Source organism: Paraburkholderia translucens, from assembly GCF_020881035.1.
Lineage (GTDB): Bacteria > Pseudomonadota > Gammaproteobacteria > Burkholderiales > Burkholderiaceae > Paraburkholderia > Paraburkholderia translucens.
Genome location: NZ_JAJITC010000006.1, coordinates 227,984 through 244,154 on the forward strand (window position 1 = coordinate 227,984; position 16,171 = coordinate 244,154).

11 protein-coding genes and 2 pseudogenes are annotated in these 16,171 nt (G+C 61.8%); 5 read left to right on the forward strand and 8 right to left on the reverse strand.

Going from position 1 to position 16,171, the window contains the following annotated elements:
• Positions 1-127: 127 nt before the first annotated feature.
• From LJ655_RS13320 to LJ655_RS13340, 5 genes and pseudogenes are all read left to right on the forward strand, one after another.
• Positions 128-403, forward strand: a pseudogene (locus LJ655_RS13320) (DDE-type integrase/transposase/recombinase); the annotation flags it as partial.
• A gap of 516 nt (positions 404-919) precedes the next feature.
• Positions 920-2,326, forward strand: a complete 1,407-nt coding sequence (locus LJ655_RS13325) for a class I SAM-dependent methyltransferase (RefSeq protein WP_230561708.1) — start codon at positions 920-922, stop codon at positions 2,324-2,326.
• Position 2,327: 1 nt separating this feature from the next.
• Entirely contained in the window at positions 2,328-3,665 is a 1,338-nt protein-coding gene (locus LJ655_RS13330) for a sensor histidine kinase (protein WP_230561709.1), read from the forward strand.
• Positions 3,666-3,779: 114 nt separating this feature from the next.
• Positions 3,780-4,004: pseudogene (locus tag LJ655_RS13335) on the forward strand (ATP-binding protein); the annotation flags it as partial.
• Positions 4,001-5,020, forward strand: a complete 1,020-nt coding sequence (locus LJ655_RS13340) for a response regulator (RefSeq protein ID WP_230561710.1) — start codon at positions 4,001-4,003, stop codon at positions 5,018-5,020. The pseudogene LJ655_RS13335 and the gene LJ655_RS13340, both read left to right, overlap by 4 nt.
• A gap of 147 nt (positions 5,021-5,167) precedes the next feature.
• Here the strand turns inward: LJ655_RS13340 and LJ655_RS13345 are convergent, their stop codons facing one another.
• From LJ655_RS13345 to LJ655_RS13380, 8 genes are all read right to left on the reverse strand, one after another.
• On the reverse strand, positions 5,168-5,839 hold the full coding sequence (locus LJ655_RS13345) for a hypothetical protein (RefSeq protein WP_230561711.1): 672 nt from the start codon (positions 5,837-5,839) through the stop codon (positions 5,168-5,170).
• Positions 5,840-5,878: 39 nt separating this feature from the next.
• Positions 5,879-7,336, reverse strand: coding sequence for a cytochrome-c peroxidase (locus LJ655_RS13350; protein WP_230561712.1), 1,458 nt, complete (start codon positions 7,334-7,336; stop codon positions 5,879-5,881).
• Between the two features lie 219 nt (positions 7,337-7,555).
• On the reverse strand, positions 7,556-9,877 hold the full coding sequence (locus LJ655_RS13355; protein WP_230561713.1) for an alkaline phosphatase family protein: 2,322 nt from the start codon (positions 9,875-9,877) through the stop codon (positions 7,556-7,558).
• Positions 9,878-10,284: 407 nt separating this feature from the next.
• Positions 10,285-11,286, reverse strand: coding sequence for a response regulator (locus tag LJ655_RS13360; RefSeq protein ID WP_230561714.1), 1,002 nt, complete (start codon positions 11,284-11,286; stop codon positions 10,285-10,287).
• Entirely contained in the window at positions 11,286-12,407 is a 1,122-nt protein-coding gene (locus tag LJ655_RS13365) for a hybrid sensor histidine kinase/response regulator (protein ID WP_230561715.1), read from the reverse strand. Before LJ655_RS13365 ends, LJ655_RS13360 begins: the two co-directional genes overlap by 1 nt.
• An 8-nt stretch (positions 12,408-12,415) precedes the next feature.
• On the reverse strand, positions 12,416-13,771 hold the full coding sequence (locus LJ655_RS13370; protein ID WP_230561716.1) for a sensor histidine kinase: 1,356 nt from the start codon (positions 13,769-13,771) through the stop codon (positions 12,416-12,418).
• Between the two features lie 21 nt (positions 13,772-13,792).
• Positions 13,793-15,184 carry a class I SAM-dependent methyltransferase gene (locus LJ655_RS13375; RefSeq protein ID WP_230561717.1) on the reverse strand — a complete coding sequence of 464 codons (1,392 nt, stop codon included), beginning with the start codon at positions 15,182-15,184 and terminating at the stop codon, positions 13,793-13,795.
• Between the two features lie 574 nt (positions 15,185-15,758).
• The gene (locus tag LJ655_RS13380; RefSeq protein ID WP_230561718.1) at positions 15,759-16,166 is read right to left on the reverse strand and encodes a DUF2000 domain-containing protein; all 408 of its coding nucleotides are present in this window, start codon (positions 16,164-16,166) and stop codon (positions 15,759-15,761) included.
• Positions 16,167-16,171 lie beyond the last annotated feature (5 nt).

Genomic DNA, 16,171 nt, shown 5'->3' on the forward strand with positions numbered 1-16,171 from the left:
CGATGCAGAACAACAACGGAAAGTCACAAATCAGATCTATCTGATGGACGTGAAAAGAAAAATATAAGGCAGTAAATTGAATGGACAAACGTACGTCGAACTCGAAATTTATCTGCCAAAGTAGCTCGACAAGGGCGCCGCCAAATGCTTCTTCAAGCGTGTCCTGCGCTCAAACCCGGCGCCACGCAAGATTGTCACCGATCAATGGCGCAACTATCGGGCAGCGATAGCCGACATCCCGGAGTTGGCGAACGTGAAGCACATGTTCGTTGATGCCGCGGCCCGAGTCAGCAACCGTGCGCAGAACAGCCATCAGCCCCCGCGGGAGCGCGAGCGACGTGTGAAACCTTTTCGCGGCCCGAAGCGCATGCAGTCGTTCCTGTCGAGCTGCGGTTCAACGCGTGACACGAAATGACCAATGCCACCCAAACTCCATCGAATGCTTTCTCAGCCACAGTGCTTTATGCATCGGCATCGGCGAAGCCCCACTAGCACTTTTGTGCGCTTTAGTCGAGTGGCGCCAAATAGTTTCGCTTTAATGAAATCAGCGTGGGACGACACAGCATTCTTTTTTATCAGTAGAATGCTGCAATCGCAAAGGTCCATATCGCTCGGAAACCGGCCTTTAGGCCCACCAGGCCAAAAAAGTCGTGTAAAAACGTGATGCCAATAGCGCACGTGCCGTCGCAATGTGATGCGGATAAGGCAAAACGCATAATTTGTCTGGCCGATGCAGTTCGGGAAGAAGTAGTACGCCGCTCAGAAAGAATGTGCTGCTGTGGCGGCAACAGAAATTCCGACGGCGCCGCTACACCACCTGGACCAAGGAAACCATTGACGCTGAGCTGGCCGACCTGCTTGCTTGGGTATCGCACCAGATCAAACCAACTTCTAGTGGTACTTACCTAGCCGCAATACCGTGTATTCCAAAACTCAAATCGATCCGGTAGTGAGCTTCCGCAACTCGCAGGGCGAGCAGGTGCGGGGCACGATCATCAATCTCCAGCGAAAATCCCTGGTGATGGAGGTCTATAACCCGTACTCGATTGTCCAGGTCAGTGAGGTGCTGAGTGACCTGTCGGTCAAGATGGGCGTGGAACACGCCTATTCGGGCAAAGCGGTCATAGTCAGTGTCGTCAATACCGGCTTGACAGCCATTGTCTCGGTGACGCTGATCGACGAGTGGCGAGAACTAAGTGGCGACGCGCTGGAAGCGCGCACGGTCGGAGAAGAAGCCCGCCGGTTCGCGCAGGACTGGACCGAGCGCTTCCAGATCCGCCGTGACTACCAGATCGCGGTCAACCAGATCCGCGCTTTTCTGTCGGACATGTCGCGCTGGGTCGAGCAGGCGGACCTAGCCGACGCCATGCCGAAGGAAGGCAATAGCCTGCGCGAGGACTTCTTCCTCGAACTGGCAACGCCACTGATGGAAAGGACCAAGTTCTATTTCGACGAATTCGAAGCCGAAGCGCGGTTGGTCGACGAAGAACTGGCGCCGGCGCACCGTGCCTTTGCGCAAGCCGCGCTCCATCCGCTGCTGCTGCGCTCGCCTTTCGTCTTCCGCACCTTCACGAAGCCGCTGGGTTACGCCGGTGACTACCAGATGGTCAACCAGATGCTCGACGACCCCCGCCAGGGTCCGAGCACCTATTTCCAGATCGTCAATGCGGCCTTTTTGCAGACGGCCGTGGCACGCGCGCACCGCAATCGCATCGAGCTGCTGGTGGACTACTTGACCCGGCTGGCCAACGAGGCTCGCGCCGCACAGCGGCCGTTCCGGGTGCTGAACGTGGGATGCGGCCCGGCTCAGGAGATTCAGCGCTTCATGCGTGAATACGACGAACCGCAGTGGCTGACGTTCGAACTGCTCGACTTCAGCCAGGAGACACTGGACTGGACGCGCGACCGCCTGGGGTCCGTCGCACAAGAAACGGCCTCGCGCATGACCATCAATTACACGCATGACTCGGTCCACCACCTGCTGAAGCGCCGCATAGATCTGGACGCACCGGACGCCCGCGAGTTCGACGCGGTCTATTGCGCCGGCCTGTTTGACTATCTCTCGGACAAGGTCTGTGCCCGGCTGAACCAGCATTTCGCCAGCCGCACCCGACTGGGCGGCCGCCTGCTGGTAACCAATGTCCACGCCGCCAACCCGGAGCGCTTCAGCATGGAGCACGTGCTGGAGTGGTACCTGATCTATCGCAACGAAGCACAGATGGCCGAAATCATGCCGGAGAACTGCGGCGAGCCGCGTCTGTACACGGACCCGACCGGCGTTAACGTGTTTGCCGAGGTGGTGATCGGTCAGCAACAGGTAGCCTGAGATGACAACGTCCCTGGTTGGGCTGCATTCGAACTATCGCGAAGAGCTGCGCGACTACCGGTTGCTGTGCAGCAAGGCTGGCGGCCTGACCGTGATCGTGCTGGTGCTGATGGGCATGGCGATGGACTATGTCCTGTATCCGGCTGAGCAGAAGTACTTTGCCATCGCCCGGATACTGATCAGCGTGACCATTAGCCTGGCGTTGCTCTCGCTTTACACGGAAACGGGCAAACGCCATGTGCAAGTCATTACCTTCTTCTGGCTGCTGCTGCCGCAGGCAATGATCTCCTGGATGATTTATGCCACGCAGGGCGAGCAGTCGCTGTTCTATGCCGGGCTCACGCTGACGATCTTTGCGGTGGGCATCCTGTTCCATTATGGCTACTCGCAGACGCTGGCATTCGGCCTGGCCACGGTCGCGCTCTACTACATCGCCTGCGTGGCGCATCCCGGCGGCGTACAGGACCCCGGCAAGTTTGAGTTCCAGCTCATCCTGATCTTCTTCTGCGCTTTGGCCAGCTCCATATATACCTACTTTAACGAGAAGGGCCGTTTTCAGCTTTTCCGGCTAAAGAACGAGGTGGCGCAAAAAAACGACGAGCTCGCCCGCATCAATGAAAGCCTGGCGCAGATCAAGGGCCAGTTGCTGCAGCAGGAGAAGATGGCTGCTATTGGCACGTTGTCCGCGGGACTGCTCCACGAGGTCAACAACCCGGTGAACTTCTGCCTGATGGCTATCGAATTGGCCATGGAGGAATCGGAGGTCAAGCAGAGCCCGTCGCTGCAGGAGTGTCTGGTGGATGTCAAGCAGGGCATGCAACGCATCCAGCATATCGTGTCGGACCTGAAAACCTTTGCCTACCGCAAGCCCGGCGCGACGGCAGACGACGTGCCGTTCCTGTTCGAGAAGGCGCTTGAATCGTCGGTCCGACTGAGCGCGCATGAACTTCGCGGCGTGACGGTCACGCGCGAGCTGCCCGGCGATACCCTTGTGCTGGGCGACGAAGCCGCCATCATCGGTGTGCTCATCAACCTGTTCTCGAATGCGGCTCTGGCCATGCACAAGGCCGGCACGATATCGCGGCAGGTCCATGTCGCGGCGCAATGGCGCGACGACCGACTGCACGTGAACGTGCGCGACAACGGCCCGGGGATTGCCCCGGAGAATCTGGCGCGCGTGTTCGAACCATTCTTCACTACCCGCGAAGTCGGTCAGGGCCTCGGCCTTGGTCTGTCCATCAGTTATGCGGTAGTGGAGCGGCACGGCGGCACACTGTTCGCAGAAAGCCAGTTTGGCGAGTGGACCGCGTTCAACTTTGACCTGCCGCGCGCCGAGTGACGTCGAGATGAGCGATACCCAGCAAGCGCGACCGACCGTCGCTTATGTCGACGACGTGAAGTTGGCCCGCAAGTACTTTGCGCGCTCGGCCGGCAGCGCCTATGAGGCGCTGGCGTCTGCGACAACGGTCCCAGTATTGAGCCCGAGGTGAAGCAGCGCTTGCTGGTCGACCCAGTTCTCACGAACGCCAGCGTTGGTGGCTTCAGCATGATTTTCTACAACCGCGTTATGCAGTCCTTTGGCGGAAGTGTCAGGATTGCATCCGCGCCCGGCGCCGGCACGACCGTGACGCTGGAATTCCCCAATTTCAAGGATCGAATGCACAGGAGTTACCAATGAGCAATACGATTGCCAGCCAGACGCCGCCCCCGGCGATTCTGTTCGTTGATGACGAAGCCACCGCGGTCAAGTACTTCGAGCGCGCCATCGGCGCGATCGCGCCGGTGGTGACGGGCGCCTCCGTCGAAGAGGGCAAGGCAATGCTGGACGCCCACGCCGCCAGCCTGGCCGTGCTGGTGTCCGACCAGCGCATGCCGGGCGAACATGGCAACGAACTTCTGCGCTATGCGCGCGAGCGCTATCCTCACATCGTCCGGATTCTGACGACGGCCTATTCGGAGCTGGACCAGACCGTCGAGGCCGTCAATCAAGGCCAGATACATCGCTATATCAAGAAGCCATGGGACATCACCGCGCTGCGCATGGAGATGAAGCAGGCGCTCGAGCTGGCGGGACTGCGCAAGGAACGCGATCAACTCGTGCGCGAGAAACTGGGCGTGCTGCAGACGCAGACTGTGGTCACCCGCATCGGCATAGTGCATACGCTGTGCGCCAGCCTGATCGGCCCGGGCCGCTTCCAGCCGGTGGAAACCTGGCTGGTCGGCAACGAACTGGCTGGTACGCGCAACGTGGAGCCGGACTGGCAGCGTATGGACTACGCCGACCTTGTGCACGCCGAGAGCGAATGCAGCGGCAGCTTCGGCCACGCTGTCAGCACGCGCCTGATGCACTTGCGTACGCGAAATGCAGGGCGCAGCGCTGCCGATGCGGTGCAGGTCTTGACGGAAGTCCTCGGCTCCTCGGTAAGCAGCGGTGGCGACGCGCTGATCTGGACTTCGCCGGCCACGCTGAGCGAGTTCCTTACCCGGCCGGTGGGTCAGGCCGTCTCGGACGAACACGCTGCCTGGCTGGCCGGCCTGCTTTGGCTGGAAGAAGCCGGCGGCGCCCTGCAGTTCGTGCGTGAAGGTGACGTCATCGTTTGCCGCGCAGGCACACGCGCAAACAGTTTTGCGGCCGATCGCCTGGCGGTCTGGATCGAGCGGTTCTCGGAGCCGGCGTTCGACCAGACCAAGTAGGCGAGCCACGTCGCAAAAAGGCCGACGCGGCAGTACGTCCCGGCTGAACTACACCCCAAACGTTGGACACCGATCCAACCTTTGGGGTGTTTTTTTTAACCGACTTCATCGATTTGCAGAGGAAAGCCGGCTAACCCGCCACCAATTTCAGCGCTGGAAGACCTCATCAGCAACCCAACCCTGATCGGTCAGATGCACGCCCTCACGCAATTGCATCGTCCCCGCCCCTTCGATCACACGCTTGACCATCGGGAAAACGCGTTGCGCGTCGGCGTCCTTCGCCCACGGCGCCGGGTCGATCCTGTACGTGTAGATCACCGACGTCACCATCTTGCCGTCCACCTTCATCGGCCGTTCCCATCCGACCACTTTGTCCAGCGACAGTGTGGCGGCACAAAAATCGGCCGGATGCGTGACGCGCGACGTCGCGGTCGCCACCACTTCCGGAATGTGCAGATAGTACTTTTGACCTTCCGGCGTCAGCTGATACTGCCGCGCGGATGCGGTGATCTTCTTGCCGTCCGCATCGACGCGCTCGACCAGCATGTCTTTGCCTTCCACCAGACCGAGCTTTTCGAGCACCGGCATCTGGATCGCATCGCGCGTGCCGTTGGCGCGGTCTTCGGTCGTCGTGTAGATCGGCCAGTCGTACTTGGCGAGGCACAGATGGCCGCGCTTGCTCAGGTAGTCGTTGATCGTAGCCGTGAAGTTTTCCTGATTCGCGTCCTGGCTCTTGTCGTGGCAGCCCGCGAAGAGCGTCAGGGCGATCAGGGAAAGCGCGCCGCCTGCGAGGCGGGCGGCGGTGGAGCGTCGCATCATGTCGTTGTTGCTCAGGTTGAGTGGCTTGATTGAATGACGTCAGTTCACGCAGGCGCCGCTCGTCGGCGTCGTGGCAGGCGGTTGATAACCGTCCGTCAGCGTGTTCAGGAAACAGACCAGATCCGCGATGTTCTGCTGCGTCAGTTGCGGTGCCGAGTGAACCGGGCGCGCCTGCGCGCCATCGGCCGCCGTCGTGCCGCCCGCATGGGTCTGGCCCTGGCCCATCGGCAGTTCTTCGTCGATGTTGCCCCGGTAGGCAGCGGGCAGATCGTTGAACGGCGTGGCCGTGGCACCGGACGCGGCGCTCGGGAACAGCGCGTACGACGGGTTCTGGACCATGTTGCTGCTATCGCCGCCGGTGCTCGGATACCAGTACTCCGGGTTGGTGTCGCGCGTGTTGTAGAAGTTGAGCACCTGCACGAGCGAATGGAATACGCCGTTGTGGAAGAACGCCGTGCGCGTCGCGACGTTGCGCAGCGTCGGCACCTTGAAGCGGCCGCAATACGGATCGGGCACGTTGACGCCGGTGAATGAATCCGGACCCGCGCCGCTCGTCGCGGTACCGGGCGCGTGGATCGTGTTCAGCGGGCCGCACAGACCCAGGTCGTAGTACGCGGCGTTGGCGTTGCTCGGAATCGGGTCCGGGTTGTCCGGAATCGACGTGTCATTGCGCGGCGCACCGATCGCCTGGTACGTGAAGTCGGTCATGAGACCCACCGAGCCGTTGAAGTTCGCGCCCGCGTAGTGGCAGGCCACGCAGCCGGCGCCCTTGCCGGTGTCGTTGAAGAGTTCGAGACCGCGCAGCTCGGCCGCCGTCAGCGTGCCGCCCACCTTGTTGGACTCGTACAGGTCGAACTTGCTCGAATACGGCGCGAAGCTCGGGTCTTCGGTCTCGAAGGCCTGGATCGCAAGGCCGATGTCGGTGAACGCGGTGTTGGTATCGGCGAACACGCCCGCGCCGAACGCCTGCTTGAACAGCGATGCATACGATGCGCTCTGCACGACCTTGACGACATCGGCCGCCGACGCGTTGTTCATTTCGAGCGGATTGAGCAGCGGCAACGATGCCTGGGTGGCGAGCGTCGTCGCGCGGCCGTCCCACATGAAGCCGCCGCCGGGCGCGCTCCGCGTGACGCCGTCGGGGTTCTCGGCGACGTCGCTGTACGGCGGCGTCATCGACTTGTAGCGCAGCGACGGCACCGCGCGCTGAGCCGCCACCGACGGATCGGAGCCGAGCTGCACGGAGAGGCTGTTGGGCGGCCCGTATGCGTATTGCGGGTTGTGGCATGTCGCGCAGGCCATGTTCTTGTTGCCCGACAGGTTCTTGTCGAAGAACAGCTGCTGGCCGACCTGCGCCGCGGCGCTCAGCGTGACCGTCGCGCCGCTGCTGCCCGACGACGTCTGGCTCGGGCCGCTGCCGCCGTCGCTGCCACCGCCGCCGCACGCGGTCAACATCAGGGAGAGCGCGCACAGCACGCCCAGGGTAAGTGTTCGCATGACGATGTCTTGGTACGTCAGTCCAATTGGCGGGCGGTCCTGGCTCGGCCCCGTGCAAGGCCTGGCTAACTGCGCGTACCGCTAAGGCCGCGTGGCAATGGGACGAACGGAATGGAAAACTGCCGGGCCACTCGAAACGTGGCTCGGCAGCAGGCGCTTCTCGCATCTGGCTGCGATACAAGGCGGCGAACCGGCTTGTATCGCATACCTATCGGCTCCTTACTTCGCCGACTTCAGCGACCAGATGTTGATCTGGGTCGGATCGGGGCCGGGGCCACGCGATGCCAGCGACGTGCTCGTCACGTCGACCGCGTTCAGCTTCTGCGTGTAGGTGGCCGGCGTGATGTACGCGTGGTTCATCGGACGGACCGAATCAAAGTGCGTATCAGCGCTGCCCGCGAGTTCCGGCAGGTTCGCGATGTTCGCCGCGATGAACGACTCCGTGTACTTCGCACGAGCGAGGTACGTGTTCGGCTGCTGCGGGTCGGCGATCTGGAACATGTCCTGCAGCGTACGCACGAACGAGAAGTGGCTATACGCGTCGCTGTCCACCACGTTCGGGTTCGCCTGGTTCGTCGCGACACCGAAGATCGAGTTGCCGTGACCATGGTTGCCCTGGTTGTACAGCGTCGTCGTGACCGGCGTGTACTTGCCGTTCGCATACGACAGCGGTGCCTGGTTCACGTTCGACGTGACCGGGTTCCAGCCGCAGCACGAAGTCGAGCTGCCTTCACCTTCGTCGAACATCACGACGATCGCGACCTTGCGGTTCGGGTTGGTCCAGATCGGCGAAGCCTGGATCTTGGCGACCACCTGACGCACGTAGTCGTCGCCGCGCTGCACGATCGCGGTGCTGCCGCTCGCGCACGACGGATCGGAGCCGACACCGTGCATGTCGTCGCACTGGTCCGGCATGATGAAGTTCAGGTTACCCACGTCGCCGTTTGCGAGGTCGGTGCTGAACTGGTCATAGTTGTAGCCGGCCGGAATCGGATAGGCCTTCGACTGTGCGAGGGCGGTCGCGTCGTATTGCGTACCGAAGATCGTACGGTTGTCGGCGTGAAACTCCGGCAGGTTGCGCACATCCTGGTAGGCCATGCCCGGGTGATGCTTGGTCTTGTACAGACCGTTCGGGATGGTGAAAGCGGTGCCGCTGGCGCCAGGGCCAGTGTAGGTAGCGCTGACCGCTGTGTCCGCGATGCTGTCGGAGCGCGGGTCCTGCCCCGGGTTCATCGATTCGCTATAAGTCCGCCAGGTCATGCCGGCCTGTGACAGCAGCGTGAACAGGCTCGGCTGGCTCTTTATGTTGTGATTGGCGATCGAGCCAGTCGAGGAGCAGGCCGCGCTCGTGAAGTTCGACAGATGGGTGGCGTCCTGCGGCGGCAGTGCGCCGGTCGCAGCGAGCGGTGCGCCATCCGAAGCGGTACCGCCCGTGAATGCCACGTCGGTCGGTGCGTTCGCGCCGGTCGTGCCCGCGCCGCAGCCCCACCAGTTGTCGTCGACGATGCCCCAGTCATCCGCGCCGCCGAGTGCCGTGTAGTTCGGCTCGCTCGGGTTGCCGGTCGCGTAGTAGGTCGTGAACTGAGCGTTGCTGCTCAGGAACGTGTTGATATACGGCGCGCTCGACGAACCGAGAATACCCGGCGTACCCGTAACCGCACCCACGCTGTGGTTTTCGAGCATGATCACGAACACGTTGTCGTAACGCGGAATGCCTTCGACGTTGAACGCGGCCTGCTGCGACTGTGCGTAGGTGATAGGCGCTTGCGTCTGCGTCGACTTCACGGCCGTCAAGGCGGTCACGCCCGATGCGCCGACGATCGACGGATCACCGCCCGCCATCGCGAGATTGTCCGGATACATGTCGCCGCGATCGAACTTCGTCGTCGCGTACGTGTAGCGGTTCGCGAGCTGGTTGTCTTCGAACAGCACGGCCTGCTGCTCGGCACCCGACAGCTTGTTCACGTCGCCGAGCGCGTCAGCCGCGCTCACGGTCACCGACGATGCCCCGAGTGCCGGCACGCTCATGCGCGATGCGAGGTTGGCCTTCTCGGTGGCGTAGCTCGTGCCGTTCGCTTCGACGAGACGCTGCACTTCCGTCGACATCGGGCTGATCACGATGTTCGCCGCGCCCTGGTCGGCGATCTGCGCAGCCGAAGCGCGCAGGATAAGGTGGCTAGCGACAGCCGAGCCGCTTGCCGTGTTGGTTGCCTTCGTGCTGACGTCGGCGATCAGCTGACCGCTCGCGCTCGATTGCAGCGAGAAGTGGCCTTTGCTGTCGGTCGTCGTGCTCGCCTCACCGGAATCGCACTTGCCGTTGCCGTTCGTATCGAGGCAGACGGTCGCGCCAGCGTAGTAGCCCGCGGCGATCGTCGGATTACCCGACGTGCTGCTCGCCACGAAGTGGGAAGCGGTCACGACGCCCGAGTACGTCGTGCTCGCCGTGTCGTTGTGATTGGAGCCGCCGCAGGCTGTGAGAACGCAGGCTGCCGCGATTGAAGTGAGCATCAGACTGGTGCGTGGTATTGAACTGACCGGCATTGGGAGTCCCCTGTTGGCTTGAATGCGGTTTTTCCGCGCGAATGGAACAGATCCGTGTTTTTTACGCAGCGGGATTATCGAGGGGCAATGTTCCCTTTTTATGACATGGAACTTTTAATGAACTTTGTGAAGCCCGGTCCCCTTGAAGGGAAAAGGTGTGTTGGAGCGAAATGAAATGTCGCATCGCAGTGAAATGTGCTGCGATGGGATGGGGTTGGCGGACCCGGCGACGCCGGGTTGCCGTCAATGAGATCGCTGCGACGGATGCAGCTTGAGTGGGGAGCGACTGAAGTCGGGGCGGCTTGCGTGAGCCTTTGTCGGCGACGCGCTGCTAGCCGTAAGGGGCAGCAGCGCGAAGCCAATGCGAGTATCGGCGCACCAGACGCTGTGCGCTGGTGGCCAGGCAATCAGAACTGTTCGATCCACATGGCGAGGCGATCGGCGGCGAACTCGCTGCCGCGCCGAGCCGGCCGCAACGCGATCGTGTTGCCGTCACGTACCGGTTGCAGTGCAACGCCGTTGCCGTCGAGCCACAGAAGGCTCGCCAGCCATGCCGCGTGTCCGCTCGACACCGCCTGGTCGCCCGGCTCCGCGAGAAACTCCGCGAGTGCGGCCGGCTGCTCCCACAGAAGGCCATCGCCTTCGCGCCGCACGTTGATGCCTGCATCGGAAAGCGTCGCGGCCAGCACCGTCAGCGCGTCGCTCGGGTTCGAAACGTCGTGGCGATTACGCAGCGTGGCGAAGTGCGCCGCTACCGTATGACCGAACGCGCCGCTGCGGGCACTCTCTGCCGCGACCAGATCGGAGTAGTCCTGCAGCAGCCAGTCCGGCTCGGAGTTCGGCACGCCGGCGCGCACCGCCGCGGCGAGGTAGGTTTCGACTGGCTGGAAGCGCTCGGGTCCGATCAGCGTGGCCGACAGCGTGCGCACCAGACCAACGCGCGTGGCGACGATCTGCTTTTGCAGCACGCCCAGCTTCTCGCGCACCAGCGTGTCGCGCTCCTTGCGCAGCACGGCCAGTTCGAGCGCCTGCTTCATTTCCATGCGCAACGCCGTGATGTCCCACGGCTTCTTGATGTAGCGATGGATATGACCAAGGTTGACAGCCTCGACGGTCTGATCGATCTCCGAATACGCGGTCGTCAAGATCCGTACGACGTGCGGATAGCGCTCGCTCGCATAACGCAGCAGCTCGTTACCGAATTCGCGCGGCATGCGCTGGTCGGAGACGAGGACCCCTACCCTGTCGCCATGCTGGTCGAGCAGCGCCTTGCCCTCTTCCACCGAGCCGCCGGTCAGGACCGGCGCCAGGCTTCCGATGGCACGCTGGAAGTACTTCAGGGCGGTAGCTTCGTCATCGACGAAGATGATCGCAGGCGCCAACTCCTCTGTGGCTTTCGCTTCTTCCATCAACAACTCCTGTGCTTTTGGCCTTTGATATGGGGGAAATCCAGGATTACGGCGGTGCCTCCTCCCGGCGTGGACTCGATCCTGAGTCCGCCGCCACAGGACTGCATGACACGGTTGCAGAGAATCAGGCCCAAGCCGTTTCCCCCGGATTTCGCGTGCGTTGTAATGGGGTCCGTCAACAGGCGGTCTTTGATCTCGAGCGGAATCCCGGGCCCGTTGTCGCAGATGCATATAGTCGGATGAGGTTCCGTTGTCACGCTAAAGCGCACCGACGGCGACGGCACCTCCGCAAGCGCGCGCAACGCGTTGGACAACAGCGACGACAGCACGAGCGCCACGCAATTCGGTTGCGTGACCACCGGAAAGTCGCTGTCGACCTCGACCTGCACCCAGGAGCGCTGCGCCGTCGTAAACGGATACGTGTCGAGCAACGCCGAGATCAGCCCATGCGCGGTGCTCTCGATACGTGCCTCGTTGTCCTCCAGTTGCCGGCGCCCGTTGTGGACCGAGCGCCAGAACGACGACACCACCGCCATGCAGTACTGCGCGCTCTCGCGCATCGATTTGGCGGCGCCGAGAATTTCGCCGTCCGCGTCGCGCTGCGCGTCCGTGCGATCTTCGATGCTGTGCGCGTTCAACGCGATCGCCGCGAGCGGCGTATTCAATTCGTGCGCGAGAAACGCCAGGGTTTCGTCGATGGCGATCAGGCGTTGATTCTGCATCGCGCGTTCGTGGTAGCGCTCGAACGCCAGTTGCAGCGTATCGCGCACCGCCGCCGGCTTCAGCGGCTTTTCGAGGATGCGGAACACCTCGCCGGTGTTGACCGTGCGCAATAGCATCTCGACGTCCGCATACGCGGTCACCAGAATGCGCACGATGTGCGGATATTCGAGCGCCACCTGGCGCAGCAGATCGCCGCCGTCGCGCCCCGGCATGCGAAAGTCCGTGACCAGCACCGAGATGCGGGCATTGTCCTGCTCGAGGATAGCGATTGCTTCGTCGCTGCTCGTCGCGAGCAGGACCTCGTAGTCCGCACCGACGGTGCGCGCGAAATATTTGCACGCCAACTCTTCGTCATCGACGTAGAGAAGCGTGGGCTGTGTCTGTCGGATGTCATTCATGATGTTTCTCAGGTGGAGGCCGACAGATCGAAACTGAACGCCGCCCAACTACCCAGCTCGCTCTCGGCGAACAGCAGGCCGCCGTGACGCTCGATCACCGCGTAGCTGATCGACAAACCAAGGCCCAGGCCCTGGCCCACTTCGCGGGTGGTAAAGAACGGCTCGAACACGCGCGCGAGATTCTCCGGCGCGATGCCCGGCCCGTTGTCTTTTACTTTCACATGCAGGCGATTGTCCGTCCATCTCACGTTGATGTGAATCGCCGGCGCGGGCGTGCCCGCCTTGCGCATCGCCAGCACCGCATTCGACAGCAGGTTGATCAGCACACCGATGATGGCCGCCTCGTCGCCCAGCACCAGCGTATCCGCAGGCAATTCGCGCGTCACGGCGACGCCGCGCAATTCATGACTGACGAGCCGGATCGCCGAATCGAGCGCCTTTTCGAACAGGAACGGCGTGTCCAGATCTGCTTCGGCGCCGGGCTTGCGATACGCGAACGTCTTCAGATCCGACACGATGTGCTGGACGCGCTGCATGCCCTGCCGCGCGTCGACCAAACATTCCTGCAGCGTCGGCTCCTGCTTCGTGATCGGCTCTTCCAGCGCGACCTCGATCGCCATCAGGCAGAAGTTCACCGGGTTATTCACTTCATGCAGCAGGCCCGCCGCAAGCGTACCGATCGCCGCCATTTTTTCCTGTTGCAGCAGTTGGCCCTTGATTTCGACCAACTGACGATTGATCACTTCCAGCTCGGCATTCTTCGCGGAGACCTCCGCGTTTTTCTCGGACACTTCGGCCTTCAGGCGAAACAGCGTGAAGCGCACGCGCTCGTTGAAGAACGTGTAGACGGCACTCGCGGCGGCAGCGAACAGAAGCAGCAGGACATTGAGGATCATCGTGCCGAGCGGCACGCCGCCATGCGGAGGCAGCAGGCAGGCGAGCAGGTACAGAAAGCACGACAGGACGCCGAACACGATGTTTTGCCACAAGCCAAATGGCAATGCAATGCCGGACGCGAAAATGGCCAGGTACAGGCCCATGTAATAGGGCGACAGCACGCCATCGGTGCGCCAGATCATCCAGGAAATCATCATCTGCGGCAGCAGCAGCCAGGCCAGCGTCAGCCATGACGACAGCCGCCGCCCCATGTCGGTATCGAGCAGGGCCACGATACCGCCGATCATCAACGACACCAGCAGGCGCGCGAGCGCGAACGACGTCTGATACTGCGGATACTGCGCGTAATCCAGCCCCACGCCGAGCAGCACGAGCGCAATCGCCGTGTACGCGCCGCCACGGCTGAACGTGACGCGGAAGTCGGCGAGCTCGGTCTGATAGCCGGTCTGCAGGAAACTGATGGTCATGACAGGGAGGTCGACACGGTATCAGAGGATCGTGGCTTCCGCGAACACATTCACTCCGGTCTCGTCGACGTAGAGCTTCTGGTCAGTGGAGTTGGGGGGAAGCAGCGAGTTCATGCCGCTCTCGTTCCGATAGATCAGATACCACTCGAGCAGATGCTCCATCCCGTACTTCTCCGGATTCGCCGAATGAACGTTGGTGACCAGCAACTGGCCGCCAGCTCGCGTGCGAGCGGCAAAGTAACTCAGCAGGCGCGCGCAGACCTTGTCCGACAGATAGTCGAACAGGCCCGCGCAGTACACCGCGTCGAATTCCCGCGCGGAGGGGTCGGTTGAAATCTTACGCTTGAGCAGGTCGTGCACCGACTGATGCACCATGACCACCGAGGCTTTATGGCCCGCGGCGCGCGCCGACCTTTCAATCGCGTTCTTCGTAAACGCCAGCGTTTCTTCGCTGAAGTCGACCAGCTCGAACGACAGCAGCTCCGGATGCGGATATTCGCGCATGAAGCGCTGGATCTCGAAAGCGGGCCCGCAACCGACATTGAGGATGCGGAACGGCCTGTCGGCCGCGCGTGCCGCTTCGGCCTGACGCGTCAGAAAGTCGGTCAGCAGCGTGATGCGGTTGCGGTGCGCGGTCGCGACCGCCGCTCGCAGGAACGCGGTGTTGACGATCTGGAAGTAGGTGGTCGGTCCCTGTTGCGGATCGCCGAGGATCTGGTTGACCATCTCGTAGTCGCCGGCATAGCCGAGAGGCTTCGTGAAGGTGCGATAGACGAACGGCGCGCGCAGCATTAACGGATGCAATGCCGATTGCGCATACGTGCGATGCACGGGCGCGATCTCGGCGTCGACGCGTTCGGCCTCTTCCTCGAGGCGGTCGAGGAAGAACTTGATCTTGAGCATGATCGGCGTGGCGAGCTCGTAGAACAAATCTTCGCGCAGCCTGCCTCCTTCGGTTTTCGGCAAGCTCTCGGTCAGATCGACCTGCTCGACCCAGCGAGATACTTCCGAGAGGAACGCGCGCATCTCGTTCACGACGATCTGATAGTCGCGCCTGATATTGAAGCGCGCGTCCCAGTCGCTAATAAAGAGTTCAGCTTCCCGGCCGACGGACTTCTCTTCATTGGACAGAACGCTAAGCTCGCGCCACTCGTCGAGCAGTGCCAGAGAAACCACCGCGGTGAGACCGGTGTTGACCATGCTCATTACCACCGCCTTGCCGAGATAGGCATTCCTGGTGCCCATGCGCACGCTCAGCTCGCTCAACACCTCGCTGACCTGCACGATCGAGTAGGGGTTATAGACCTCCATGACCAAAGACTTTCTCTGGAGGTTAACGATCTTCCCACGCACATGCTCGCGCTGCGAGTTGCGGAAGCTGACCACCGGGTCGATTTGCGTTTGAGAGTACACGGTACAAGTACCTGAGGAATCCGGGCACGCAGCAGGGTGTTGGAGATGTCTAGCGAATGGCTGCCGCACGCACGACGCCAGCGATAAGTCGTGGACGGGTTTCAAAGCGCAGTTGAGCCGGAAACACCGACGCCATTTGTCAGAATGGCTCCAGCGGATCGAAGTGTAACATCAACAGCTTCAATTCTGACCGAGGTTAAATTCAGGATCAAACATATGCGCATGCTTTACTTGCGAGCATGTCCGTGCTGTAGAAAGCCTCTTTTGCAAATAACCATTTGAAACGCATGCGCGACCGCGCGCGCAATCCGCCAGCAATTCGTTTCTCGACAAAGACTTGCAGTCGCACTGCCAAGCTTGCAACAGAATTCGCTATTAATGAGTCGCGATGCGTATGCCTCCTGGGCGCATGCCAATTGAATAAGATTAGCGACTCGAATTTAATGCCCCGTGCATTTGCCGAATGATTTTCTTTTGTATTAGAGCAATTCACGTCGGGCGCATCGGACATATTTCTCTCTGTGCCTGGTCGCGAGTACCGCTCGGCCATCGAGCGGCTCGCGCACTCGTCGACTCATTCGTGCAAGGTTAGGCCTTTCAGGGCCTTATCGACGGCTTTCTTCGGTCCGTGCAGTGCGAGACCGACGAGGTCGAGATTGGCCGCGTCGTCGGCGCGAAAGACCTCGCGATTCGCCGCGTCATGCCCGGTCGAAAACATCGCGTGCACATACGGCACGATCCTCAGTTCGCGCGAGAGCGCCTGCCGATGCGCGCTCTGCAAACCGGACCGATCGGCGGCGAACACCATCATTCGCTGGCCGAGCATGCGGCCGTAGCGGTGCCCGGCGGCATCCTCGTAGGGCTCGCCCAGCGCTTCGGGCGCCGCGGCCGCGACGCCGGTTGCGAGAAACGCGACCACATTGAGCTTCTGCCAAACCGCGAGATCAGTGCGCACGATCAGCGCCACTTTGGTATCGAACATGATGA

What these genes read in the sequence shown, in the direction of transcription:
- LJ655_RS13330 (WP_230561709.1), top strand. Translation starts at nt 2,328, where the DNA reads ATGACAACGTCCCTGGTTGGGCTGCATTCGAACTATCGCGAAGAGCTG.
- LJ655_RS13340 (WP_230561710.1), top strand. Translation starts at nt 4,001, where the DNA reads ATGAGCAATACGATTGCCAGCCAGACGCCGCCCCCGGCGATTCTGTTC.
- LJ655_RS13345 (WP_230561711.1), bottom strand. Translation starts at nt 5,839, where the DNA reads ATGATGCGACGCTCCACCGCCGCCCGCCTCGCAGGCGGCGCGCTTTCC.
- LJ655_RS13350 (WP_230561712.1), bottom strand. Translation starts at nt 7,336, where the DNA reads ATGCGAACACTTACCCTGGGCGTGCTGTGCGCGCTCTCCCTGATGTTG.
- LJ655_RS13355 (WP_230561713.1), bottom strand. Translation starts at nt 9,877, where the DNA reads ATGCCGGTCAGTTCAATACCACGCACCAGTCTGATGCTCACTTCAATC.
- LJ655_RS13360 (WP_230561714.1), bottom strand. Translation starts at nt 11,286, where the DNA reads ATGGAAGAAGCGAAAGCCACAGAGGAGTTGGCGCCTGCGATCATCTTC.
- LJ655_RS13365 (WP_230561715.1), bottom strand. Translation starts at nt 12,407, where the DNA reads ATGAATGACATCCGACAGACACAGCCCACGCTTCTCTACGTCGATGAC.
- LJ655_RS13370 (WP_230561716.1), bottom strand. Translation starts at nt 13,771, where the DNA reads ATGACCATCAGTTTCCTGCAGACCGGCTATCAGACCGAGCTCGCCGAC.
- LJ655_RS13380 (WP_230561718.1), bottom strand. Translation starts at nt 16,166, where the DNA reads ATGTTCGATACCAAAGTGGCGCTGATCGTGCGCACTGATCTCGCGGTT.